22 protein-coding genes are annotated in these 20,064 nt (G+C 58.8%); 12 read left to right on the forward strand and 10 right to left on the reverse strand.

Going from position 1 to position 20,064, the window contains the following annotated elements:
* Positions 1-5: 5 nt before the first annotated feature.
* Both der and pgsA read right to left on the reverse strand, forming a co-directional pair.
* Entirely contained in the window at positions 6-1,361 is a 1,356-nt protein-coding gene (gene der, locus TSACC_RS13540; protein WP_075079788.1) for a ribosome biogenesis GTPase Der, read from the reverse strand.
* Positions 1,354-1,926: a CDP-diacylglycerol--glycerol-3-phosphate 3-phosphatidyltransferase gene (gene pgsA, locus TSACC_RS13545; RefSeq protein ID WP_169809640.1), complete on the reverse strand. Its 573-nt coding sequence runs from the start codon at positions 1,924-1,926 to the stop codon at positions 1,354-1,356. The genes der and pgsA overlap by 8 nt, the downstream gene beginning before the upstream one ends.
* A 62-nt stretch (positions 1,927-1,988) precedes the next feature.
* On the opposite strand from pgsA, the gene TSACC_RS22130 reads away from it, so the two are divergent.
* From TSACC_RS22130 to TSACC_RS13560, 3 genes are read left to right on the forward strand one after another with little or no spacing between them, the layout of a single operon-like run.
* Positions 1,989-3,140: a hypothetical protein gene (locus TSACC_RS22130; protein ID WP_075079790.1), complete on the forward strand. Its 1,152-nt coding sequence runs from the start codon at positions 1,989-1,991 to the stop codon at positions 3,138-3,140.
* On the forward strand, positions 3,137-3,814 hold the full coding sequence (locus TSACC_RS13555; protein WP_075079791.1) for an ATP-binding cassette domain-containing protein: 678 nt from the start codon (positions 3,137-3,139) through the stop codon (positions 3,812-3,814). The genes TSACC_RS22130 and TSACC_RS13555 overlap by 4 nt, the downstream gene beginning before the upstream one ends.
* Positions 3,811-4,638 (forward strand): phytoene/squalene synthase family protein, encoded by an 828-nt coding sequence (locus TSACC_RS13560; protein ID WP_169809641.1) that lies wholly within the window; start codon positions 3,811-3,813, stop codon positions 4,636-4,638. Before TSACC_RS13555 ends, TSACC_RS13560 begins: the two co-directional genes overlap by 4 nt.
* On the opposite strand, the gene TSACC_RS13565 is transcribed toward TSACC_RS13560, so the two are convergent.
* Entirely contained in the window at positions 4,610-5,395 is a 786-nt protein-coding gene (locus tag TSACC_RS13565) for an adenine nucleotide alpha hydrolase family protein (RefSeq protein ID WP_075079792.1), read from the reverse strand. The genes TSACC_RS13560 and TSACC_RS13565 overlap by 29 nt on opposite strands.
* 46 nt (positions 5,396-5,441) lie before the next feature.
* Positions 5,442-5,849, reverse strand: a complete 408-nt coding sequence (locus TSACC_RS13570; RefSeq protein ID WP_075080741.1) for an EVE domain-containing protein — start codon at positions 5,847-5,849, stop codon at positions 5,442-5,444.
* A 103-nt stretch (positions 5,850-5,952) separates the two neighbouring features.
* On the opposite strand from TSACC_RS13570, the gene tmk reads away from it, so the two are divergent.
* From tmk to TSACC_RS13605, 7 genes are read left to right on the forward strand one after another with little or no spacing between them, the layout of a single operon-like run.
* Complete coding sequence (gene tmk / locus TSACC_RS13575; RefSeq protein ID WP_075079793.1) at positions 5,953-6,618, forward strand: dTMP kinase; 666 nt, start codon at positions 5,953-5,955, stop codon at positions 6,616-6,618.
* On the forward strand, positions 6,590-7,549 hold the full coding sequence (locus tag TSACC_RS13580) for a DNA polymerase III delta subunit-related protein (protein WP_075079794.1): 960 nt from the start codon (positions 6,590-6,592) through the stop codon (positions 7,547-7,549). Before tmk ends, TSACC_RS13580 begins: the two co-directional genes overlap by 29 nt.
* A 7-nt stretch (positions 7,550-7,556) precedes the next feature.
* Entirely contained in the window at positions 7,557-8,330 is a 774-nt protein-coding gene (gene proB / locus TSACC_RS13585) for a glutamate 5-kinase (RefSeq protein ID WP_075079795.1), read from the forward strand.
* 9 nt (positions 8,331-8,339) lie between these two features.
* Entirely contained in the window at positions 8,340-9,200 is an 861-nt protein-coding gene (locus tag TSACC_RS13590; RefSeq protein WP_075079796.1) for an ABC transporter permease, read from the forward strand.
* Positions 9,197-9,943, forward strand: a complete 747-nt coding sequence (locus TSACC_RS13595; protein ID WP_075079797.1) for a hypothetical protein — start codon at positions 9,197-9,199, stop codon at positions 9,941-9,943. The genes TSACC_RS13590 and TSACC_RS13595 overlap by 4 nt, the downstream gene beginning before the upstream one ends.
* 33 nt (positions 9,944-9,976) lie before the next feature.
* On the forward strand, positions 9,977-10,699 hold the full coding sequence (locus TSACC_RS13600; RefSeq protein ID WP_075079798.1) for a metallophosphoesterase family protein: 723 nt from the start codon (positions 9,977-9,979) through the stop codon (positions 10,697-10,699).
* 9 nt (positions 10,700-10,708) lie between these two features.
* The gene (locus TSACC_RS13605; protein ID WP_075079799.1) at positions 10,709-11,686 is read left to right on the forward strand and encodes a glycosyltransferase family 9 protein; all 978 of its coding nucleotides are present in this window, start codon (positions 10,709-10,711) and stop codon (positions 11,684-11,686) included.
* Here the strand turns inward: TSACC_RS13605 and TSACC_RS22420 are convergent.
* The 5 genes from TSACC_RS22420 to TSACC_RS13630 all read right to left on the reverse strand — a co-directional run bounded on the left by TSACC_RS22420 (position 11,683) and on the right by TSACC_RS13630 (position 15,993).
* Positions 11,683-12,183 (reverse strand): SHOCT domain-containing protein, encoded by a 501-nt coding sequence (locus tag TSACC_RS22420; RefSeq protein ID WP_237763974.1) that lies wholly within the window; start codon positions 12,181-12,183, stop codon positions 11,683-11,685. The two genes, TSACC_RS13605 and TSACC_RS22420, sit on opposite strands and share 4 nt — an antisense overlap.
* A 419-nt stretch (positions 12,184-12,602) precedes the next feature.
* Positions 12,603-13,154, reverse strand: coding sequence for a hypothetical protein (locus tag TSACC_RS13615; protein WP_153811426.1), 552 nt, complete (start codon positions 13,152-13,154; stop codon positions 12,603-12,605).
* Between the two features lie 37 nt (positions 13,155-13,191).
* On the reverse strand, positions 13,192-13,845 hold the full coding sequence (locus TSACC_RS13620) for a trimeric intracellular cation channel family protein (RefSeq protein WP_075079802.1): 654 nt from the start codon (positions 13,843-13,845) through the stop codon (positions 13,192-13,194).
* Positions 13,846-13,927: 82 nt separating this feature from the next.
* On the reverse strand, positions 13,928-14,620 hold the full coding sequence (locus TSACC_RS13625) for a prepilin-type N-terminal cleavage/methylation domain-containing protein (RefSeq protein ID WP_075079803.1): 693 nt from the start codon (positions 14,618-14,620) through the stop codon (positions 13,928-13,930).
* A gap of 5 nt (positions 14,621-14,625) precedes the next feature.
* Positions 14,626-15,993 (reverse strand): polysaccharide deacetylase family protein, encoded by a 1,368-nt coding sequence (locus TSACC_RS13630; RefSeq protein ID WP_075079804.1) that lies wholly within the window; start codon positions 15,991-15,993, stop codon positions 14,626-14,628.
* A 165-nt stretch (positions 15,994-16,158) separates the two neighbouring features.
* Here TSACC_RS13630 and TSACC_RS13635 point away from each other — a divergent pair, with 165 nt between their 5' ends.
* Positions 16,159-17,208, forward strand: coding sequence for a hydroxyacid dehydrogenase (locus TSACC_RS13635; RefSeq protein ID WP_101927846.1), 1,050 nt, complete (start codon positions 16,159-16,161; stop codon positions 17,206-17,208).
* Positions 17,198-18,841, forward strand: a complete 1,644-nt coding sequence (locus TSACC_RS13640) for a glycosyl hydrolase family 28-related protein (RefSeq protein ID WP_237763975.1) — start codon at positions 17,198-17,200, stop codon at positions 18,839-18,841. Before TSACC_RS13635 ends, TSACC_RS13640 begins: the two co-directional genes overlap by 11 nt.
* Positions 18,842-18,895: 54 nt before the next feature.
* On the opposite strand, the gene TSACC_RS13645 is transcribed toward TSACC_RS13640, so the two are convergent.
* Complete coding sequence (locus tag TSACC_RS13645; RefSeq protein ID WP_075079805.1) at positions 18,896-19,996, reverse strand: LacI family DNA-binding transcriptional regulator; 1,101 nt, start codon at positions 19,994-19,996, stop codon at positions 18,896-18,898.
* Positions 19,997-20,064 lie beyond the last annotated feature (68 nt).

The raw sequence follows: 20,064 nt of genomic DNA on the forward strand, positions 1-20,064 counted from the left end.
GCGGTTTACTCCTCCGCCTTTTTCTCTCTCCCGCGCTGCCGTATGATGAGCGGCAGCCCGGGAAACTCCCACTTCTCCCGCAGGCGCGAACTGAGGTAGGTCAGATAGTTGTCCGTAAGCAGTCGCGTATCGTTGCCAAAAAGCACGATCTGCGGCGGCTCAAAAGCCGATGGTCTCTCAGGCGCCACCTGCGTGGCGTAGAGCAGCTTAAAGCGCCTTGTGCCGCGCATCGGCGGCTGCTGCTTTTCCATGACCGTGCGCAGGAGGCGGTTCAACTCTCCCGTGCCAGCGCGTCGTGAAGCATGCTGGCGCACCTTCTCGATCATCGTGAACAGGCGTCGGACATTTTCTCCTGTCTTGGCCGAGAGCACGACGACGGGGGCGTACGGGAGGAAAAAGAGTTCCTCACGCACCCGGGCGATGTGTTCGCGCAGGGACTCGGCCTCGGTCATTTCGGGATCGGAAATCAGATCCCACTTGTTCAGCACGATGATCGCGGCCTTGTAGGATTTTTGGATCAAGCCAGCGATCTTTTTATCCTGGGCCGTGACACCCGAGGTGACATCGATCACCAGTACGCAGAGATCCGCACGGCGGATCGTCTCCTCGGACCGCATCACGCTGAAGACCTCGACGGACGTGTTGTGCTTGGAGCGATGACGGATGCCCGCCGTGTCGCAGAGCACGTATTTGCGCCCTTCCCTCTCGCAAAGAATATCGACCGCATCGCGCGTCGTGCCCGGAATGTCGCTGACGATGGCACGCTTGTCGTCGAGAATGGCGTTAATCAAGGAGGATTTGCCGACATTGGGGCGTCCCACCAGAGCCAGCTTCGGAAGCCGGGCAAGCTCCTCCTCGCCCTCCAAAGGAGGCGGGAGCAGCCGATCGACAGCCTCGATCAATTCATCAATACCTCGGCCATGGGCGGCACTCACATCCCGCACCTCAGCAAATCCGAGTGATGCGAAATCAATGACAAAATCCTCGTGAGCATCGGTATCGACCTTGTTGACCACGAGGATGACCGGACGGCCGGAACTCCGGATCTTGTTCGCCAGTTCCTGGTCGAGCGGCGTGACACCCTGCTGTCCATCGACAACGAAAAGAAGGACATTGGCCCCGGCGATGGCGATTTCCGCTGCTTCCTGGGTCGGTTCCGCGAAATCCGGGTCTGGATCGGCCCCGATACCGCCGGTGTCGACGATCTCAAAAGGCTGCTGGCCGAGCTTGCACTTGGCTGTGATTCGGTCCCGGGTGACTCCTGGCTGATCGTGGACAATAGAAATCCTCCGTCCTGCGAGACGGTTAAAGAGAGCTGATTTTCCTACGTTCGGTCGTCCTACGATGGCAACGCTATGCATGGGGCGTGTCGTGATGCCTGAGCTGGCTCACTCCATCAAGCACATAACCGAGGCCGCTGAGAAGGGTAAACGCTCCTGCGACGTAAATCGGGTACAGATGACCGGGGAATTGGAGCATCACCCAGGCCAGCGCCACCATTTGGGTCGCAGTGGCAGTTTTGCCGATCAGGCTCGGATGCACCTCGAGCTTGCCATTGAGGTGCTTGACCACCAGGCAGCCGGTCATGATGACGATATCCCGGGCGATCACCAGGACGAGAAACCAGAGAGGAAAGGCGTAGGTCCACTTGCTGAATGTCAGGGTAATGAGCGCAGTAAGGAGGAGCCCCTTGTCCGCGATGGGATCAAGCACAGCGCCAACCCGGCTCATTTGCCCAAACTTACGAGCCACCCAACCGTCAAGCAGATCGGTGACCGATGCCGTGATGAATACAATGATCGAGGCGATGCGCAACCACTCCTCCGGCCTGCCATCCTCGATGCTCCGCCCGTAGTAAACGGCAAAGAGGACGAAGACCGGTATGAGGAGGATTCGCACCACGGTGATGTGGTTTGCGAGTGTCATGATCTTCATTTTCATCATCAGTTCCTCTCGTTCCCAGCGCAAATTTATGCCTCACTCTGCGGATGGATTCGCGCGTTTGGTTGATCGGCACCCCTGTCGTCCTGTTGGTGCTGGCTTCCGGAGTACCTTCGTTGCGACGCGCCTATCTGGATGGATGGCGGTGTGTACTGCGTCATGGAGGGCTTTGGAAGATTCCGGCGGGGTTTGCCCTCGCCTACGGCCTATTCGCTGGTGCGCTGGAAATGTGGCTGACCAATCTCGCCGGCCGCGACATGCAACCCGTGTTTCAATTCAATACCGCGCCTCCCGCCCTATCCCCCTTGATCGCGTCAAGCCTCGTCCCAGCCGCAGAGCAGCTTGCCGCCACCCTGACCTCTCTCGTCTCGGTATTTCCTCTTTCGTGTATCGCCGCCCTCCTCCTGTTGGTGAACTACCGCGGGTTGGCGCGGGAACTTTTCAAGATGGCTCGGGCGCGGTATGGCGCCGGCGTATGGATCATCCTGCCGATCGCCCTGATCTGCACACTCTCCGCCCTGGTCAAACCGGTTTCATTCCTCGCCCTGCCCTTCGTCTCCAAGGTGCTCGACACGCCATCCATTCTCGGGCTGGGCGCAACGATCAACCTCCTGTCTTTTATCTTCGAGTTCCTCCTCGGCACAACGATCCAGCTCTGCCTGCTCTTCACAGCCTACGGCTGGGTGCGCGGTCTGAGCCTCAATGACGAGCGGCTTTTGCCTTTCGCTGTGCGCCGGTTGGGATACGTACTGAAGTGGTCGCTTGTGATCGTCGCCGCCACACTTGTCATCTTCCACCTTCCATTCCTCTGGGATGCGCTACACTCAGGCAGCATGTCATGGAATCCCGAGAGCTGGGCGCGACTATTCCTCTCCGCCATGACATTGCTTTTCGGAACCGTGCAGATTCACCTCGCCTTTCACAACACGACACTCAAGCAAGCCATAATCGCCAATTTCCGCTTCCTGCGAACCAACGGGTTCCATTATCTGGGCTTCCTGCTCACCGCTTTTGGATTCCTCCTCATCGCACAGTTCGTCCCGATGTTTGGCCTGGAGATTTGCGAAGGTTCCCTCGTGGGCGTGGCGTTGGCCATATTTGCCCAGACACTGGCTGCGGGCGTAGGCGGCTGGCTGCTCGCTTCGTGGGTTTGTTTCTTCAAGCAGTATTCCCGCGGAGGAAAGGAGATTACGTATTGAAACCGCTCGCCCTCGCCTGCCGGCAGATCACGTGTCATCGCCCCGCCTGGAATGGAGCGGGGCCGGCCTCGGTCCATGATGTGACCGCATCCTTCACGTTCGGCGAGTTTTGCGCCATCACCGGCCCCGACGGAAGCGGCAAGGGCTTGCTCATGAATGTCCTCGGCCTTATGGAGCAACCGGACCACGGGGCCGTCGCCGTGGGCGAGTACGATGCCTCTACTCTGGCACTCGAGGAAATGCGTCAACTGCGCAATGAAGCTTTCGGGTTCCTTTTTAATCATCCCTGCCTGCTTCCCTCCTTCTCCGTCGCGGAAAACGTCGCCATGCCGCTGTTCCGCATCTGCGGAGGCGAGGCAAAGGGCGTACGGGCCCGTACTCTGGAGGTGCTAGAGTTTTGCGGTATTGAGCATCTGGAAAGTGCCCTGGCGGGCCGTCTGGACTTTTCCCAGCGGCGGACAGTGGCGCTCGCGCGGGCGCTGGCGCATGACCCGGATATCCTCCTCATTCTCTCTCCCTCTGCCTCGGAAGACCTGCTCCAGCTGGCCCGCCGCGCCGCTGTAGAACTCAACCGATGCGTGGTCTGGGCGGGAGGAGAAGAGCAGTTGCAACATCATGCCCACCGGCTTATCCAGATGGACCGCGGCCGAATCCTCAGCGACTACCGCCAGTGAACTCTCCCACCCTCACCCTGGCCTCCGATAGCGGTGCAAAAAGCTCCAACCTGGCCTTTGCCCTAGGCAGTCTCCCCGCTCCGCGACGCCGCGATGCCATGGTCTTCTACGCTTTTTGCCGCGAGATCGACGACATCGCCGACGAAGCTGGCAGGACTCCCGAGGAAAAGCACCGGCTTCTCGACGCATGGAAGAATGGCTTGCGGGGGAATCAGCCAATACCAGCCAGCCTGCGGGACATCATCATGCGCCACCGCATAGATCGGGAGTTGCTCGTGCAGATCGTCGAGGGGGTCGAGATGGATATCGAGCCAGGGGACTTTGAGACCTTCAACGATCTCCGTACTTACTGCTGGCATGTCGCCAGCGCCGTGGGGCTCGTCAGCATCAAACTCTTTGGCTGTACCGATGCCAAGAGCACCCGGTATGCGGAGGACCTCGGCTACGCCCTGCAAATCACCAATATCATCCGCGACGTCGGCGAAGATGCTGCCTTGGGCAGGATCTATCTCCCGGTTGAGGACACCGAGAGATTTGGGGTCGATCGTGCCCAACTCCGCAACGGTATGGCGACGGGGCGTTTCCGGGAACTCCTCGAGTTTGAAGCTGGCCGGGCGCGCGAATACTACGCCGGAGCGCGCCAATCCCTCACCGCGCAGGACGCAAAGGCGCTGCTGCCGGCAGAAACAATGCGGGAGATTTACTCCCGACTGCTGGACCGGATGGAAGGAGACGGCTTTCGTGTGCTGGAAACCCGCTACCGCCTCTCCAAGGTGGAAAAGCTTGCGATCCTGCTTAAGAAGCGAATCGGTTTTCCTTGGTAACGAGCAAGCGTGTCGGGATGACGCTATAGAGCCAGTCGAGGTGCATCGGCAGGGGATTTCCCGCCGAACCTCCGCGAACTACGAAAAGATCCGCCCCTATCCCCTGGACGGCATCGAGCACAGCGTAACCCGTATTGGATGCGACGATCCAGGTGTCTACCTCGATATTGCAGCGCGCCCGCAATCCTTCGGCGACTTCCTCGCTCCATGTTCGGGGATCGGGCGCCTGTTCTCCTCGCGACGCGGCAAGGGCTGCGGCAAACGGCGTCTCCGCCGCGACGATGGTCACCTTTTTTGGTCGGAGCGCGCTCACCGCATCGGCCAGGAAGCTTGCGCAGTCCTCGCCGGGTTCAAAGGCAAATATCACATGCTCAATCGAGTGCGCCTCCATCGAGGCTCCGGGAATGAGGAGCAGGTCGGAGGAGACCCGCTTCATCAGGTCCCGGGCCACCCCGCTCGTGAACGGCTTGTCGCTATCCTCCCGGTGCAGGGCTCCGGCGATCAGCAGGTCGTAGCCAAACTCCTCCACCACCCGCGCGATCGCCTCGGCCGGGGTATCGGCCACAGACCAGCGAATCGGTACGTCGGGTCCCACGATTTCACGAAAACTCATTTCCTTTCCGGCATCGAAAGCCGCGGCGTGGATCACGTCGAGTTTGGCGGAACAACGCGTTGCCACTCGCTTTGCCTCCTCCAGGAGGGCGGCATAAGTCGGCGTAAATGCCGAAGCGACAGCAATGCGACCGTATCTTTTCACGGCAGGGAACTTCGTTTGAGACGAGAAAGAGCGCCAGAAAGAAATTCTAGCCCTGTCCCATCGAGGTGATGAGTTCGTACTCCTCGGGCTGCAGCGGCATCACGCTCAGCCGGGACTGCCGGAGCAGGCCAATCTCCTTGAGCTTCGGCTCCGCCTTGATCTCATCGAGGGAAACCGGACTCTTGAACGGCTTGCGCGGCTTCAGTTCGACACAGGACCAGTCTCCTGCCGTCGCCGTGGGATCGGGAAACGCAGTCCGCGCGACCTCGGCTTCTCCAACGACGCATTTCCCCGTGACGCTATGGTAGAAGAGGACGCGGTCCTTCAGCTTCATTGAGCGCAGATGATTGCGAGCCTGGAAGTTGCGCACGCCCGTCCAAAGCGTCTTGCCATCGCGGACAAAATCGTCCCACGAATACGCGGAGGGTTCCTGTTTAACGAGCCAGTAGTTCATGAATATCGCCTCCTTCCTATCGTGAAATCGCAAGAACTTCAGCAAAATCCGATTTCCTGCTTTGCACAGGGGGGCGAGTCGTCGAAAATTCTCCGCTTCCAGCATGTTGTCGGAGAGTCAAAACGGTTTTTTCATCAGCTTTGAAGGTTCGGAAGGGTGCGGCAAGAGCACACAGATCGCCCTGCTGGTGAATGCCTTGCGCGCTGAGGGCCGGGACGCCCTGCTGGTGCGTGAACCCGGCGGCACTCCGCTCGGGGAACAGATTCGACATCTCCTCAAGCATGCACCGGAGGGGCGGAACATGACCCCCGAAGCCGAGCTCCTGCTCTTCGCCGCCAGCCGGGCCCAGCTTGCCCGCGAGATCATCCAGCCCGCCCTCGCTGCAGGCCGCATCGTGATCTCAGACCGCTTCCTGGATTCCACCACCGTCTACCAGGGCGTCGCGCGCCGGATTCCCTCGGAAGCCGTGGACCTCATCAATCACTTTGCCGCCGGAGACCGCCTTCCCGATGTCACTTTCCTCCTCGACATGGACCCGGTTGCCGCCATGGAACGAGCCCGGCGTCGCAACGAGGCCATCGATCGCATGGAACAGGAGCCGCTCGATTTCTTCCACGCCGTGCGAGACGGATATCTCGCACTTGCCCAAAGGCATTCCGACCGCATCTGCGTGATCGATGCGAGCCAGGATCAATCCACCGTCTCAACCTCCATCCGTCAGGAACTGCTGCAACGCTGTCATGGCCTTTTCTCACCAAACGGCATTTGAACGCCTCCAGTCCGCACACGCAAACGGCCGCCTGGCACATGCGTACCTGATCACGGGTCCCATCGGATCAGGGAAACGCGAGCTGGCCTTAGCGCTGGCAGGTATGATCCTCGGTTGCCGGGCAGACGAGGTGCCACACCATCCGGATGCCCATTTTGTCCAGCCGGAGTCCAAATCCCGCCGCATCGTCATCGACCAGATCCGCGAACTGGAGCAGGCGATACAGAGAAAGCCGCTCATCTCAAGCAACAAAGCCGTCATCATCTCCGATGCCGAGCGGATGCAGCCCCAGGCAGCCAATGCGTTTCTGAAAACCCTCGAGGAGCCGCCTCCTGGCTCGCTCATCCTGCTGCTGAGCGCCCTGCCCGAGGCGATTCTGGAGACGGTACTCTCTCGCTGCGTGGAAACCTCGCTGCGCCCGACCTCCGCCATGGTGGCCGCTCCCGAGCACGCCCCCATTATCTCCGCGCTGGAGCAGGCTCTGCTGCAGCCCCACCCGCCCACCGCGGGAGATGCCTTTCGTTTCACTCGTGTGGTCCAGGCGCTCATCGTCTCGGCCAAGGAACGCATTTCCGACGAGAATGACTCCCTGCTCAAACAGGAAACCTCAAAGTACAAGCAGGCATCGGAAGGTTCCAGCTGGCTGCAGGAGCGTGCCGAGCAGGTCAAAGCGATGACCGAGGCGGGATCTGTCCGGGAACGCGACCGCATCCTGCAAATCGTCGTCGATGTGCTCGGCCAGGCCCTGCGGGTTCAGCATGGCGCCACGGCGACGCATGCGTCCATCCAGAAGCTGGCCGATAAGTACCCCCCCACCAACATTCTGAAGCGGCTGGATGCCATGGAAACCCTCCGCCGCCGCCTTGCCCTCGGGGTGCAGGAAGCGCTTTCGCTGGAAGGAAGCTTCCTGGAAATGATAATGATCAAGTAGTCTCTCTATGTCTCGCATCGTCTTGAAGTTTGGCACAGGTGTGCTTTCCCGCCTCGATGGCCGCGCCCTCGACGCAGCCCAGTTCCGTCGTATTGCCGATGAGGTTTCCGTCCTCGTGAAAGCCGGCAAATCCGTAGTCATCGTCAGCAGCGCCGCCATTGCGGCAGGCATCCCGGTTCTCGGGCTTTCCAAGCGCCCAGACGACCTGCCAGGCAAGCAGGCTTGTGCAGCTGCGGGCCAGCCTGAGCTGATGCGAATGTGGTCCACCGCCTTCCGCCGTCATGGCCTCAATGTCGCTCAGATGCTGCTCACCCACGAGGATGTCGACAGTCGCATGCGCCGCAAGAATGCCCGCAACACCATTGAGCGCCTGCTGAACAGCCATGAGATCATCCCCATCGTAAACGAGAATGACTCCGTCGCGGTGGAGGAGTTGCGTTTCGGGGACAATGATCGCCTCTCCGCCGAGGTCGCCCTCCTCGTCCGCGCCAAACGCCTGATCATTCTTACCAGTTCCAATGGCCTGACCGACAATACCGGCCGCCGCCTCCCCATCATCCGCAAAATGGAGGACGCCCTGCGCCATGTGCGCCCCGAGAAAGGCGAACTCTCCGTCGGCGGAATGAAAACCAAGCTCGAGGCGGTGCAACTCGCCCTTTCCGGAAACATCCCCGTCAGCATCATCGACGGAAAGAAACGCGGACAGATTGCCGAAGCCGCCGTTTTCGGCGATGTTGGCACCCGGTTCCCGGTCCCCCGGGCCCCCCGCAAGGCATCCTAAACCATCCACATGCTGAACTCGGTCCTCCCCATCGCGAAGAATACCCTGACGGATCTGATCCGGCAGAAAGTCTTCAACATTCTCCTCGTCTTCGCACTCTGTGCGATCGGCAGCTCGATCTTCATGGCGAAGCTGACCTTCCAGGAGGAGTTTCAAATGCTCAAGGACGTGTGCCTCGGAGCGATGTCGATCTTCACATCGCTCCTGGCCATTCTCGCGACGGCGGGTTTTCTCCCAAAGGATCTGGAAGACCGGACCATCTATACCCTCCTGTCCAAGCCTGTGCCTCGGTATGCCTACCTCATGGGCAAGCTACTCGGGATCATCTCGCTCCTTTTTATCTTCACCGTGTTGATGAGTGTCGTCTTCTGCGTGGTTCTCTGGACACGCGAGCAGACCGTCCTGGCCGAAACCCGGAATGCAACCGCCGGGATGTCCGCCGAGGAGATCAAGGCCGCCCTCAAGCAGATCACCGATGCCACGTTTAACCTCAACCTGCTGCCCGGCATCGCGATCATCTTCATCAAATCGGCCCTGCTCGCCTCGATGACGCTGCTCATTTCCACATTTGCCACCTCCCAGCTCTTCACTGTGATGGCAGCTGCGGCAGTCTACTTTATCGGCCATCTCCAGGCGACCGCCCGCGAAGCTTGGGTCGGAGACGTGACCACACAGTGGTGGAGCAAGATCCTCGTAGCGATCGTTGCCCTCCTTTTTCCGGATCTCCAGGCATTCAACCTGACCGATGATGTCATCGCCGGTGCCGCCATCCCGCTCGGTATTTTCTTCCAGACGTTCGGCCTCGGCGTGTTTTACGTCATGATCTACTACGCTGTTTCGGCCTTCATTTTCTCAGGACGCGAGCTATGATTCGCAAAGGCGCTGCGATTTTGATCCTGCTGGCGATCGGAGCTCTGCTCATGCCGGTCGAGCGCCAAATCGACGCCGACCAGCGCGCAGCCCACCTTCGCAAACCAACGCTGAACCTGGAGTTGCGCGAGCGCATCGGCCAGATGGGTTTCCTCGCCGCCCTGAGCGGTTTTCGCTCGCCCTTGGCCGCCATCCTGTGGATCGAAGCCCACAACGCGTGGGAGCGCACGGAATGGGGCCGCATGGCGGGACTGTTCGATACCGTCACCACACTCCAGCCACGCTCTCCTCTCTACTGGGACATGGCATCCTGGCACATGGCCTACAATGCCTCGGTCGCCGCACGCGAAGATCCCAAGCAGCCCAGCGAGATCCTCCGCCAGCGTGCGGAACGTCAATACATCCAGCTCGGCAAGGAAATCCTCGAGCGAGGCATCCGCAACAATCCGGACAATGCCTACCTCCAAAATCAGCTTGGTATCATTCTGCGGGACAAGCTGAGCGACGACTGCGGTGCCGCAGATGCCTTTCTCAAAGCATCCGAGCTGCCGGGAGCTCCGCCGTTTTACGCACGGGCGGCCGGATATTCCATGGCCAAATGCCCGGGAAAGGAGAAACAGGCGTACGAATTGCTGAAGCATTTGTACGACAAGGGGGAGGATGAGAGGAAGCCAAGCCTCATCTCCAACATCAAGGAACTTGAAAAGAAACTGGATGTCCCCCCGGCTGAACGGATACCGTAGAAACCCTTAGTTTCAGCTGTCCTCTCTCCTTCCATGCGATTTGCGATTTTCGGCGATATTCACGCCAATCTCCATGCCCTTGAGACCGTCTTGGCCGACGCCAAGGCTCAAGCCTGCACCCACTATGTCTGTATGGGGGATATCGTGGGCTACAATGCCTTTCCCAAGCAGTGCCTCGACATCGTCCGCAATCTGGAGTGCCCCGCCGTCAAAGGCAACCACGACGAGCAAGCCTCGATGATCGGTGAGCAGGAAGGCTTCAACCCCCTGGCAGAGGAGGCCATGCACTGGACCAGGGAGCAGCTCAGCCGTGAGGACAAGGACTGGCTGCGCTCCCTGCGGCTCCAGCGGCAGGTACGCGATTTCACCATCGTTCACGCCACGCTCGATACCCCGCACAAGTGGGGATATGTATTCAACCAGCTCGATGCAGCGGCCAGCTTCAGCTACCAGCATACCACCGTATGCTTCATCGGCCACACGCATACGCCCAAGGCCTATATCCGCGATGGAAGCGTGCGCACGACCCCACTGGACGTGCTCGCCATCCAGCAGGGAAAGAAATACCTGGTGAATGTCGGAAGTGTCGGCCAGCCGCGCGATGGCGACTGGCGCTCCGCCTATTGCATCTACGATACGAATACCAACGAGATTCATCTGCGACGTCTCGAGTACGATATCGAGGGGGCCCAACGCGCCATCCTTGATGCCGGGTTGCCTCGCCGGCTCGCGGAGCGTCTCGCCGTCGGGCGGTAGGATCGGCCCATGACTTCCAAGGGCGAGGCACCGCAGGACATCCTCTTGATAAAGCCCGGCTCGATGGGCGATGTGATCCATGCCCTGCCCTGTGCCGTCGCCATCAAGAATCACTGGCCGGCGGCACGCCTGACATGGCTCATCGATGATCGCTGGCAACCGCTGCTCGGTGGGCTGACATCGCTTGATGCCGAGGTGGTATTTCCCCGCAGGAAATTCCGGGGAGTTCTTGGCATTTTGAAATCGCTCCCCTGGATTGCCAGCCTGAGCCGACTGTCACCCGATCTGGTCCTGGACCTGCAAGGCCTGCTCCGCAGTGCTCTCATGGCGAGATTCAGTGGCGGACGACGCATCGTTGGTCTCTCGGATGCCCGGGAAGGCGCCACCGGCTTCTATCACGAGACTGCACTGGTGGGAGAGCCATGCCATGCCGTTACCCGCTATCTGCGAGCTCTTCCGACCCTGGGCGTCCCAATTCCGGAGAAGGCGGATTTTCCCTTACCCGCTGGCATCGAACCCGAGGGCGCCCCCCGACAGGCTTTCGTGCTCCTGCATCCGTATTCCCGCGGAGAAGGCAAATCGTTAACGCCAGCTCAGGTCACCGAGTTTTGTCATGCCCTTGCTCACCGCAGAGTGGTCGTCGTCGGCACCGGATCACCTCCTGATCCCATGCCCGCCAACGCCCTCTCCCTCCTCAATCGGACAAGTCTGGATGAGTTGATCTGGCTGACGCGCCGGGCGGATTTCGTCGTAAGCGTCGATAGCGGTCCCATGCACATTGCCGCCGCATTGACCGACCGTCTGCTTTCGATCCACACTTGGAGCGACCCGGGACTCGTCGGTCCGTATAATCCAGCGGCTCACATCTGGAAGGACGGCCACATCCTTCCCCAGGATTTCGTGGTGGGTCGCGCAGGCAGCCAGCGCACCCCGACCTCCGAGGATATGCAGGCGATGGCGGCGTGGGTGGACCGGCAGCTTGGCTAAACGTCGGAGAGAATACGCTTTTTCGTATCCTCAAACTCTTCTGCGCTGATCAGCCCATCGTCGCGAAGCTTTTGCAGGCGGCGCAGCTTTTCATCAAAGGTCAGGACTTCACTCTCCGGTTTGGCGCCTGGAGAGATGCCAGCTTCGTCCAGGATATCCCTCACCACGCCTCCTCCCATTCGCGCCCAAGGTTCGACATCCCGCCGGGCCTCCTCGGGATCAAGCTTCAATCCGGAACCAGCCAGACCAGCACGCCCGACGGACTGAAGCACGCCCCCGACGACAATCATCAGCGCTCCAACGACCGCTCGCAGAATCATCGAACGCGAACGGTCAGCGAAGTTTGAAAAATCGCCAAAATGGAGAGCCGCTGAGAGAAACGTCGACAAAAAGAGCAACGCACCGGCAACTAGCAACGCCATGCCGATATAAAATACCACCTTTCGCTGGGGTGAAATCTGTCTCCGCACCATCTCTCGGGCCTTATAGATTGCCATGTAAGGTAGCACAACCCTTAATACATAGTATCGATGCCCTCTCACCAGCCGCAGATTGAGGCGAGGCAAATTCACCCAGAACCTCACCATGGCTCTCGCTGGAAAATTCTATCTATCGCTGGGAGCCGGAGTATTGCTAATCTCAGCGATCATCTTTGCTTATAACCGGATTACGTTTAACACTCAACAGTGTCAAAGCGACCGACCGGAGCATCGCCATTGAAACAACACCCGGCCCCCGCATGAGCTCCTATCATCACGTGATCGAGTACACAGACGACACAGGAACGTCCGTTACGTCTATCTCGACAGCATCGGCTCCCGCACTCCTGATGAAGGATGCATCGACCGCCATGTGACTGTCCGTTATCAACCCGGCGCACAGAAGCGCAAGGCCCAACCATGAACGATTTCCTACCTCACACTCGGTCCGCGTGCGACTTTTTCTGAGCGAGATAATACTCAATCGCTCGCATCGCATCCTCTGAGGAAGCAGCAAGTCCACACATCTCGATGCGCAGTGCATACACGGGCGGATTCATAACTCCGGGGATCGCCATGAGGGCGCCTCGATACCATCTGGCCAGCCAGCCGGTCGCGTATTTATTGAGATCGAGCACCACGAGGTCAATGGGCCGCCAAGCCTCGGAGAAACAGGTCCGCACACCCTTTCCATCCGGTCCATTTACCATCTCGCTCCGCGGAGCACGCACTGCCGAGACGACGGCATCCCAGGGGATACGGGAGTAATACGCCCGGTAACAAAGTATCCCCGTCTCATCGATCTCTATGGCAGCACGACCGCCAGTCAGATTCACGACGGTCAGCGCGATCAAGCCACCAAAGACCAGAACTGCCGCAACTTTTCCCCAAAGAGGTAACCCGGTGTAGGCAAACACCCCAAATACACCCCCGAATAAAAGAATGAGAATGAGTATCCCGAAATTCCAGAGCTTCGAAGAATAAGCCACGAACCGCACGCTTCAGCCCTATCTCAGGCACCGTGCCTTAGCGATCATTTCCTGCATCTATCGAGTCCTGCACCATCACGGGAACCATCCATCTCCAGCGGATCGCGGCCAGACGCAGGAGTAACACCGTGGCCATGCAGACCGCAGGAATAACCCATAAGGGCTGAATCTTGAATGCGTGCAGCACCACATACAGCACGGCTCCAGGGATACTGGCAGCGGCATATAGCTCGCCTTTGCGCATGATGTTCGGAATCTGTGCACTCAGCACATCGCGAATCAGACCACCCGCCGTCCCCGTAACGACTCCGAACAAAGCCACGATGATTCCAGAAAATCCCAGCAGGGCGACCTTTTCGCATCCCAGCCAGGTAAAGAGCGCCAGACCGACAGCGTCCGGGAAGACCAGCACCCTTTCCGGAAACCGGATGCGATGCAGGATCGGCAGCATGACCAGCGCCGTACCCACCGCAACCCAAAGATAAAGCGGCTGGCGAATCCAAAATACGGGCAATTGCCCGGTTAGAAGATCTCGCAGGGTTCCCCCGCCTATCGACGTCACAATGGCCAGCACGATGGCGCCGACCCAGTCCATTTGTCTCCGCGCGGAAGCCAATACCCCCGTCGCAGCGAAAACCGCCACCCCGGTATAGTCGGCGATGGTCAGGAGCCAGTTTTCGAAAATGCCCATGGAAGAAATCCCGACGATATCCTCCCGGCGAAATTTGGCAACGCGAACCCCTTGGTCAGTTCACCCGACGGGTGGCATTTCGCTAAAGCGATTCCGTGCCCAGCAGCAGAGCCTCGGCTCGCTCCTGTGTCATCGGAAGAATGTGTCCATCCACGAAGAGATAATTGGCCGTCGTTCCATGCCTGATGGGATCGCCTGAGCCAAATCGACCCTGGCCATCCGGGCCGTTCGCCCACGTCCTCGAGTCTATGGCGAGGTGATAATCGTCGCTATCACCTGCGAGGATGGTTGACGAAGGGTTGGCGATCGTCGCCATGGCGGTGCGGCTATCATAAGCATCCTTGGAGATCTTTGCCATGCCATACCCGCCGGTCTTGAGCGTCTGCGCACTGGTGTTTTGCTTGAACTCCCGAATATATGCCGGACAGAACACCCCCTGGCCGCCGTACTTTTGCGAGATCGTTTTAAAGGAGGTGCTCTCTACATCGAGGTACGGAATAATCTCAAACTGCCAGTTATTTTGCCCCGGGTTGGGATTGCCGCCCACGGAGGAAGCTCGGTATCGCATGGCCGGGAGCAGGCCGTTGTTTTCCGCCGCATAGAGATGAAAAGCCGAGCCGATATTTCGGAGGTTACTCATGCAGGCTCCGGAAGCCGCTTGCTGCTGCGAATGGCGCAGCATGGGTACTAGCAGTACCGCCAGGACAAAGACCAGCGAGACAACAGCTATGAGTTCCAGAAGAGTGAAGCCGCTGGGGTGGAGGCTCTTGTTCATTGAGGTCAGTTGGCTTGAGCGGTCTTTTGTTCCACCGCGGCAGCGCACTCCGTTGGGGTGACAAATACAGCGTTTTGCTGTTGTAGAAAATCGAGGATCTTCTCGAATTGAACGAAACCCTCGTCCTTCCAATGGGTCGGATGGCCCTGGAGAACAAAGTATGCTCGTTGAGGGTACTTCGCATATCCCCTCTCCAGCTTCTCCGCATTGGGAACAAACAGCGGTTGCTCGATATTGACCGGCCATTCTCGATCGAGGATCACGACCTTGCCTCCCGCCACAACCTGCCGCCCGGCCTCGTCCAGAGGCTGGGGATAGAGCCACACCTTCATCTCAGGCACATCATTCATCACCCGGATCGTCGCCTCATCAAAGCTGCCGACAGTGCCGCCTCCCGGAGGTCCGAACGTGACGAGCGTAAACCCCAGCTTCTCTCGTACCAGGGACTCGGACTCCTCAAAACGCCGCTTCTGTTCATCGTACGGACGCCCCTTAAACTCTGCCATTTGCACACCATTCTCCGTGCGAACGTCGTGGTTGAGGCCGTGAAACCAAAACTCGACGAGTCCGCTCTGGTGGGCGTCCTTGATCCACTGGATGACCGAGGGATCGGCTTTCGCCAAAGAGTCGCAGATGATGCCAAAGCTGGCCTTGATATTGCGAACCTTGAGAATGTCGAGGACACGTTGCCACTCGGTCGGCAGCCGTCCGCCGCCGCTGACTTTGAGATCGTCAAGCTTGAGCACGATCATCGCGGGCTTTTCACGGGTGATCACAGCTGTCGGCTCGCTCGGTTTTGACGCGGGAACCACCGACGCCACCGGTACCGAGGCCGAGGATGTCGAGGCCCCGCTCCCGCCCACTTCCTCCAGCGAAAAATCATCAAACTCGATGGTTCCGGTCGCGCCGCTCCAGCTGTGAATCCAGATCGCAATGGCGGCCGTCCCTGCCGGAGCAACGGCGTCCAGGGTATAATTTTCCCAATCCCCGGCTTTGCTTATCGCAACATTCGGAAGATTCTGAGGATCGATGATCTTTTGCGAACTGTCATAGAAACGGAGGTAGACTGCGCCCTTGTTTGCGCCTTTGGCTCGGGCGTAGAAAGCGAGTTTGTATGTGAGCCCCGGCGAGGCGGGCATCGGCTGGCTCACCAAGCTCGATCCTGCTTGCTTGTTGGTATCCTCGACACGCAGGCCTGCACTTCCCTCGCGCGCCGCATCAGTCGCGACCGAAGTCATCTGGTCCGGCAGGTCGCGCTCGAGGAGTATCCAGCCCTCAAGACCGTTCTCAAAGCCGGGATTCTGCAGAGGCATGGCCATCGCACAGGAAACAAGGGCGAGACCAACAACGAAGCGAGAGAGGAATCGGATCATAAGAAAAAACTATCGGGGTGCTGGGGCAGGATTGATTTGCTTATCGCCCTGTTCTCCATCTTTCGCAAACTTCGCAAAGCTCTTACTGTATAGTAAATAAGCTCTACAGTTACAGTTGCAGGACCATTGGGCGGCGGGAGATTCCATCGGAGAATAGTCCCACGTATGACACGCCTTCTCACTCCGGCCGGCGAAAGCCTCATGGCCGAGCCGGCGAATGATCTCTCCCCCATCCGCACCACCCGGGTGCTCTTCGCCCTTACAGAGACCGAACTGGGAATCTTTTTTAATGGAGAGTTACCCTCGCCCGATCCGGACCATATCCAGGTTTTTCGATATCCGGAAGGTCATGAGGACTGGCAATCGGTGCTGGAGGACGTGCAGCCCGATATCCTTGTTTCCTGCTGGAAAACGCCCACCCTTCCCGAGGCGTGGTTACAACGGCTGGACTGTCCGCTCCGGTATGTCTGTCACCTGACGGGCTCTGTGCGACATGTCGTTCCGCGCAGCTTTCTGGAGGATGGCGGACTGGTGACAAACTGGGGAGGTATTGCAGCGCCCCAGGTGGCGGAGCACGCTTTGCTCCTGGCGCTGGCGGCCCTTCGTAATCTGCCTACATGGAGACGGTGGGACAAAACCCAGATACCGGCGACCCAGACCCTGTTTGAAAAATCGGTCGGCATCCATGGGTTTGGCAAAGTTGCCCGCTGCCTGGTCGATTTACTGCGTCCCTTTGGAGTGCGTGCGCGGGCGTATTCGGACGGCGTACCGGCATCGTTGATGCAGAGCCATGGAGTCACACCCGCCGCCTCACTTCAGGAGCTATTCTCCCAAAGTGAGGTGCTCTTTGACTGCGAGGCTCTCAATGAACTCACCGAACTCAGCGTCTCCGATGCTCTCCTGGCCGCGCTCCCGGACAATGCGGTCTTCGTCAACGTCGGTCGCGGCCGTATCGTGGATGAGGACGCGCTCGCCCGCGAAGCGGCCTCCGGTCGGATCACCGTGGCCATCGACGTGGTCACACACGAGCCACTTCCGCCCGATTCCCCATTAGCCACTCTGCCCCGGGTCATTTATTCTCCGCACATTGCCGGACCGACTGGAGATCAGTTTCCTCATTGCGGAAAACTCGCACTGGAGAACATCCGGCATTATATCAACCACGCCCCCCTCGATGCCCGCGTCACTCTCGATATCTACGATCGTGCAACCTAAGCAAACCTCACGTCTGCGTACCAGCCTCCTGCTTGCCGCCTCCGCGCTCGTCATTTCCGCTCCGCTGCAGGCAGGATGGAGGTCGACCTTGTACCCTGAGGACTGGAAGCCAGGATACCATGACGAAAAGGACCGCTTCCTCCATGACTTTTCCTACGCAGGCTACCACCGCGGAGAGGTCGATATCCCCGCTCGTACCGGCGAGGTGATCGATGTCACCGCTGCTCCTTACAAGGCTGATCCAAGCGGCAAAACCGACTCCACGGCCTCCATCCAGTCCGCTCTCGACGCAGCAATGGCTGCGGGAGGCGGCATCGTCTTTCTCCCCCCGGGAACCTACCGGGTTTCTCCACCCGAGAACCAAAAAGTCGTTCTGCGTGTGGAAGGCGACAATATCGTCCTGCGCGGAGCAGGAGCCGACAAAACGCATATTTTCAATGACTCCTTCCAGATGCGGGAAAAGACCATCATTGAGGTCAAATCTCGCGATGCAACGTGGTGGTACGCCAATGGCAAAAACTCACCGGCTACTGCGGACTTTGCCAATGGCAGCCTTGTGCTTCCTGTCGCCGATGTATCCATCTTTCAGCCGGGAGACGCTATCGCGATACGGAATGATCCCACGGATGCCTTCATCGCATCCCTGGGTATGACTGGAAAATGGACCAGTCAAAACTTGAAGAATCGCGCACTCGTCTTCTTCCGGAGAGTTGTCTCGATCAACCCGGCGGCTGGCACGCTCACGATTGATGCGCCCATCCGCTATGGCTTGCGCAAAGACGATGGCGCCCGGGTGGTCAAGCTTGGCGGACACTCGATCTCCGAGGTCGGTCTGGAGGATTTCTCGATAGGAATGGCTGCCCATCCAGGCGAAGGCTGGGGCGAGGAGGATTTTGGCCAGGAGGGTACGGCCGCCTATGACGTCCATCAGTCGCATGCGATCGTCTTTACCTCCGCCGAAAACTGCTGGATGCGAAGGGTGAACTCCTGGAATCCACCCGAAAATCCACCCGACCTCCATATCCTCTCGAACGGCGTGAAATTTGAAAAGAGCCGTCAGATCACAGCGGTGGATTGCGACTGGCGTCACCCTCAATATCGCGGCGGCGGAGGAAATGGCTATCTTTACACGCTACATGGAAACGAATGCCTTGTTACAAAATGCAAGGCGACCGGTGGACGTCATAATTATGACTTCGGCACAATGTCGGCCTCTGGCAATGTGCTCTTCGACAACCTCGCCAAGGATGGAAGACTCGGCTCCGATTTTCATATGTTTTTCTCTGTGACCAATCTGCTCGACAACATGACGTGCGACGGAGATTTCCTTGAGGCTATTTATCGCCGGTGGGGAGGCAATCCCGTGCATGGCGTCACAACCACCGAATCCGTTTTCTGGAATACGAACGGCCTGCGCTATATTGCGTCGCCTTTTGAATTTGGGGGCACGATGCACGATCGTCCGCAGATCCTTGTGGAATCCGAGCAGTTCGGCAACGGCTATGTCATCGGCACGCGAGGGCCGGCTTCGAAGGTAAAAACCAGCAACTTCCTGGAGGGAGAGGGACTCGGAGATACTCTGGAGCCGGCATCCCTCTACAAGGATCAGCTTAAGCGTCGACTCGGGCGATAGCAGGGTTTCTAGCAAAGGTGTGGTGATGAATACCACACCGCCGTTCAGGATCGGCTATACCTTTGCGGAAAGCTCATTGGATTTTCTGCGCTTGCCCGCCGCGGGTCGGGTCCGCTGGTCTCGCAGAGTCGTCCCTTCAATCCACTCGCTCTCCACCAGAATGCGGGTCGGAGTGCGAGGGATACCTCGCTCACCGCTGTGGAGCATGGAAATGATGAAATCCACCGCCGCCTCTCCGATGCGAACATTGTTCTGATAGATCCCTGAGATGCTTGATATCTCCTGGGCGAGGCTCAGGCTGGCAAAGCCAAGATCCTCGGGAATCTTGTATCCCAGTTGATGGAACCACTCACTGGCACCGGTATAGGAGATCACCACGTCCGGGCGATTGACCTTGAGCCATTGACGCAGTTCCCGGTCGCTGGGTTCTCGCTTGAGTAAAGGAGGTACCTCCATCATGCCGGGATTCAACGCTCTGGCCATGGCCATGCCTCCCACCCAGCTATGCTCCACTTTGTCGTCCCAGGCCTGCTCTCCAAAAAACCCCACGCGTTTGTAGCCGCGCTGAAACAGATTGCTCAGCGTAAGATTAATCGAGTGAAAGTGATGGTTCGTCACCACGTGAAAGACCGATGGCTGAAGGCTATAGCCAAACGACAACACGGCAAAATTCTCATAGCTGAGTGCCGGGAACATATTGGGAGCCGGCTGAGGAGCGAGCAACAGCCCCTCAATGTTTCTCGCCTTGAGGATACCAACGAGGCGCTCCGGCGTCATGCCCGGCTCGGCCAGCCAGAACTCCTCAAGTACATAGCCCATCTTCTCCGCCCTACGCTGCGCCCCGGCAAAATACTCCTGAAAGCACTCATTGCGATGCAGAGCCTCGCGGTCAGGCCAGTTATTGATCCAGGCGAGCGTCGCTTGATAGCGCCGAGGTTGATTGGCTCTCCGATAGACATTGAGCGCCGCGAGCATGGGGTCGGGGCGATAACCCAGGCGCTCGGCGATATCTCGTATGCGCTGCCGCGTGCCCTCTGGCAGTTGCGCGCTGCCTCTCAAGGCAAGTCCCACCGTCGTGAAATGAACTCCTGCCACTTTGGCGATATCGCGAATCGTAACCCGCTTGACGGGACCGGAGGCGTCTGGAGATGACATTACTCTACACATAGAGTTGAGCGTTCGTTGCTTCAAGCAGGGAAAAGCGAAAGCGTTGCAAAAACCCC

The organism is Terrimicrobium sacchariphilum, from assembly GCF_001613545.1.
Classification (GTDB): Bacteria; Verrucomicrobiota; Verrucomicrobiia; order Chthoniobacterales; family Terrimicrobiaceae; genus Terrimicrobium; species Terrimicrobium sacchariphilum.

Bases quoted from the DNA above. Each gene is read 5' to 3' on its own strand.
- der (WP_075079788.1), bottom strand. From the start codon at position 1,361: ATGCATAGCGTTGCCATCGTAGGACGACCGAACGTAGGAAAATCAGCT.
- pgsA (WP_169809640.1), bottom strand. From the start codon at position 1,926: ATGACACTCGCAAACCACATCACCGTGGTGCGAATCCTCCTCATACCG.
- TSACC_RS22130 (WP_075079790.1), top strand. From the start codon at position 1,989: ATGGATTCGCGCGTTTGGTTGATCGGCACCCCTGTCGTCCTGTTGGTG.
- TSACC_RS13570 (WP_075080741.1), bottom strand. From the start codon at position 5,849: ATGAACTACTGGCTCGTTAAACAGGAACCCTCCGCGTATTCGTGGGAC.
- tmk (WP_075079793.1), top strand. From the start codon at position 5,953: ATGTTGTCGGAGAGTCAAAACGGTTTTTTCATCAGCTTTGAAGGTTCG.
- TSACC_RS13580 (WP_075079794.1), top strand. From the start codon at position 6,590: ATGGCCTTTTCTCACCAAACGGCATTTGAACGCCTCCAGTCCGCACAC.
- proB (WP_075079795.1), top strand. From the start codon at position 7,557: ATGTCTCGCATCGTCTTGAAGTTTGGCACAGGTGTGCTTTCCCGCCTC.
- TSACC_RS13590 (WP_075079796.1), top strand. From the start codon at position 8,340: ATGCTGAACTCGGTCCTCCCCATCGCGAAGAATACCCTGACGGATCTG.
- TSACC_RS13595 (WP_075079797.1), top strand. From the start codon at position 9,197: ATGATTCGCAAAGGCGCTGCGATTTTGATCCTGCTGGCGATCGGAGCT.
- TSACC_RS13600 (WP_075079798.1), top strand. From the start codon at position 9,977: ATGCGATTTGCGATTTTCGGCGATATTCACGCCAATCTCCATGCCCTT.
- TSACC_RS13605 (WP_075079799.1), top strand. From the start codon at position 10,709: ATGACTTCCAAGGGCGAGGCACCGCAGGACATCCTCTTGATAAAGCCC.
- TSACC_RS22420 (WP_237763974.1), bottom strand. From the start codon at position 12,183: ATGGCAATCTATAAGGCCCGAGAGATGGTGCGGAGACAGATTTCACCC.
- TSACC_RS13620 (WP_075079802.1), bottom strand. From the start codon at position 13,845: ATGGGCATTTTCGAAAACTGGCTCCTGACCATCGCCGACTATACCGGG.
- TSACC_RS13625 (WP_075079803.1), bottom strand. From the start codon at position 14,620: ATGAACAAGAGCCTCCACCCCAGCGGCTTCACTCTTCTGGAACTCATA.
- TSACC_RS13630 (WP_075079804.1), bottom strand. From the start codon at position 15,993: ATGATCCGATTCCTCTCTCGCTTCGTTGTTGGTCTCGCCCTTGTTTCC.
- TSACC_RS13635 (WP_101927846.1), top strand. From the start codon at position 16,159: ATGACACGCCTTCTCACTCCGGCCGGCGAAAGCCTCATGGCCGAGCCG.
- TSACC_RS13645 (WP_075079805.1), bottom strand. From the start codon at position 19,996: ATGTCATCTCCAGACGCCTCCGGTCCCGTCAAGCGGGTTACGATTCGC.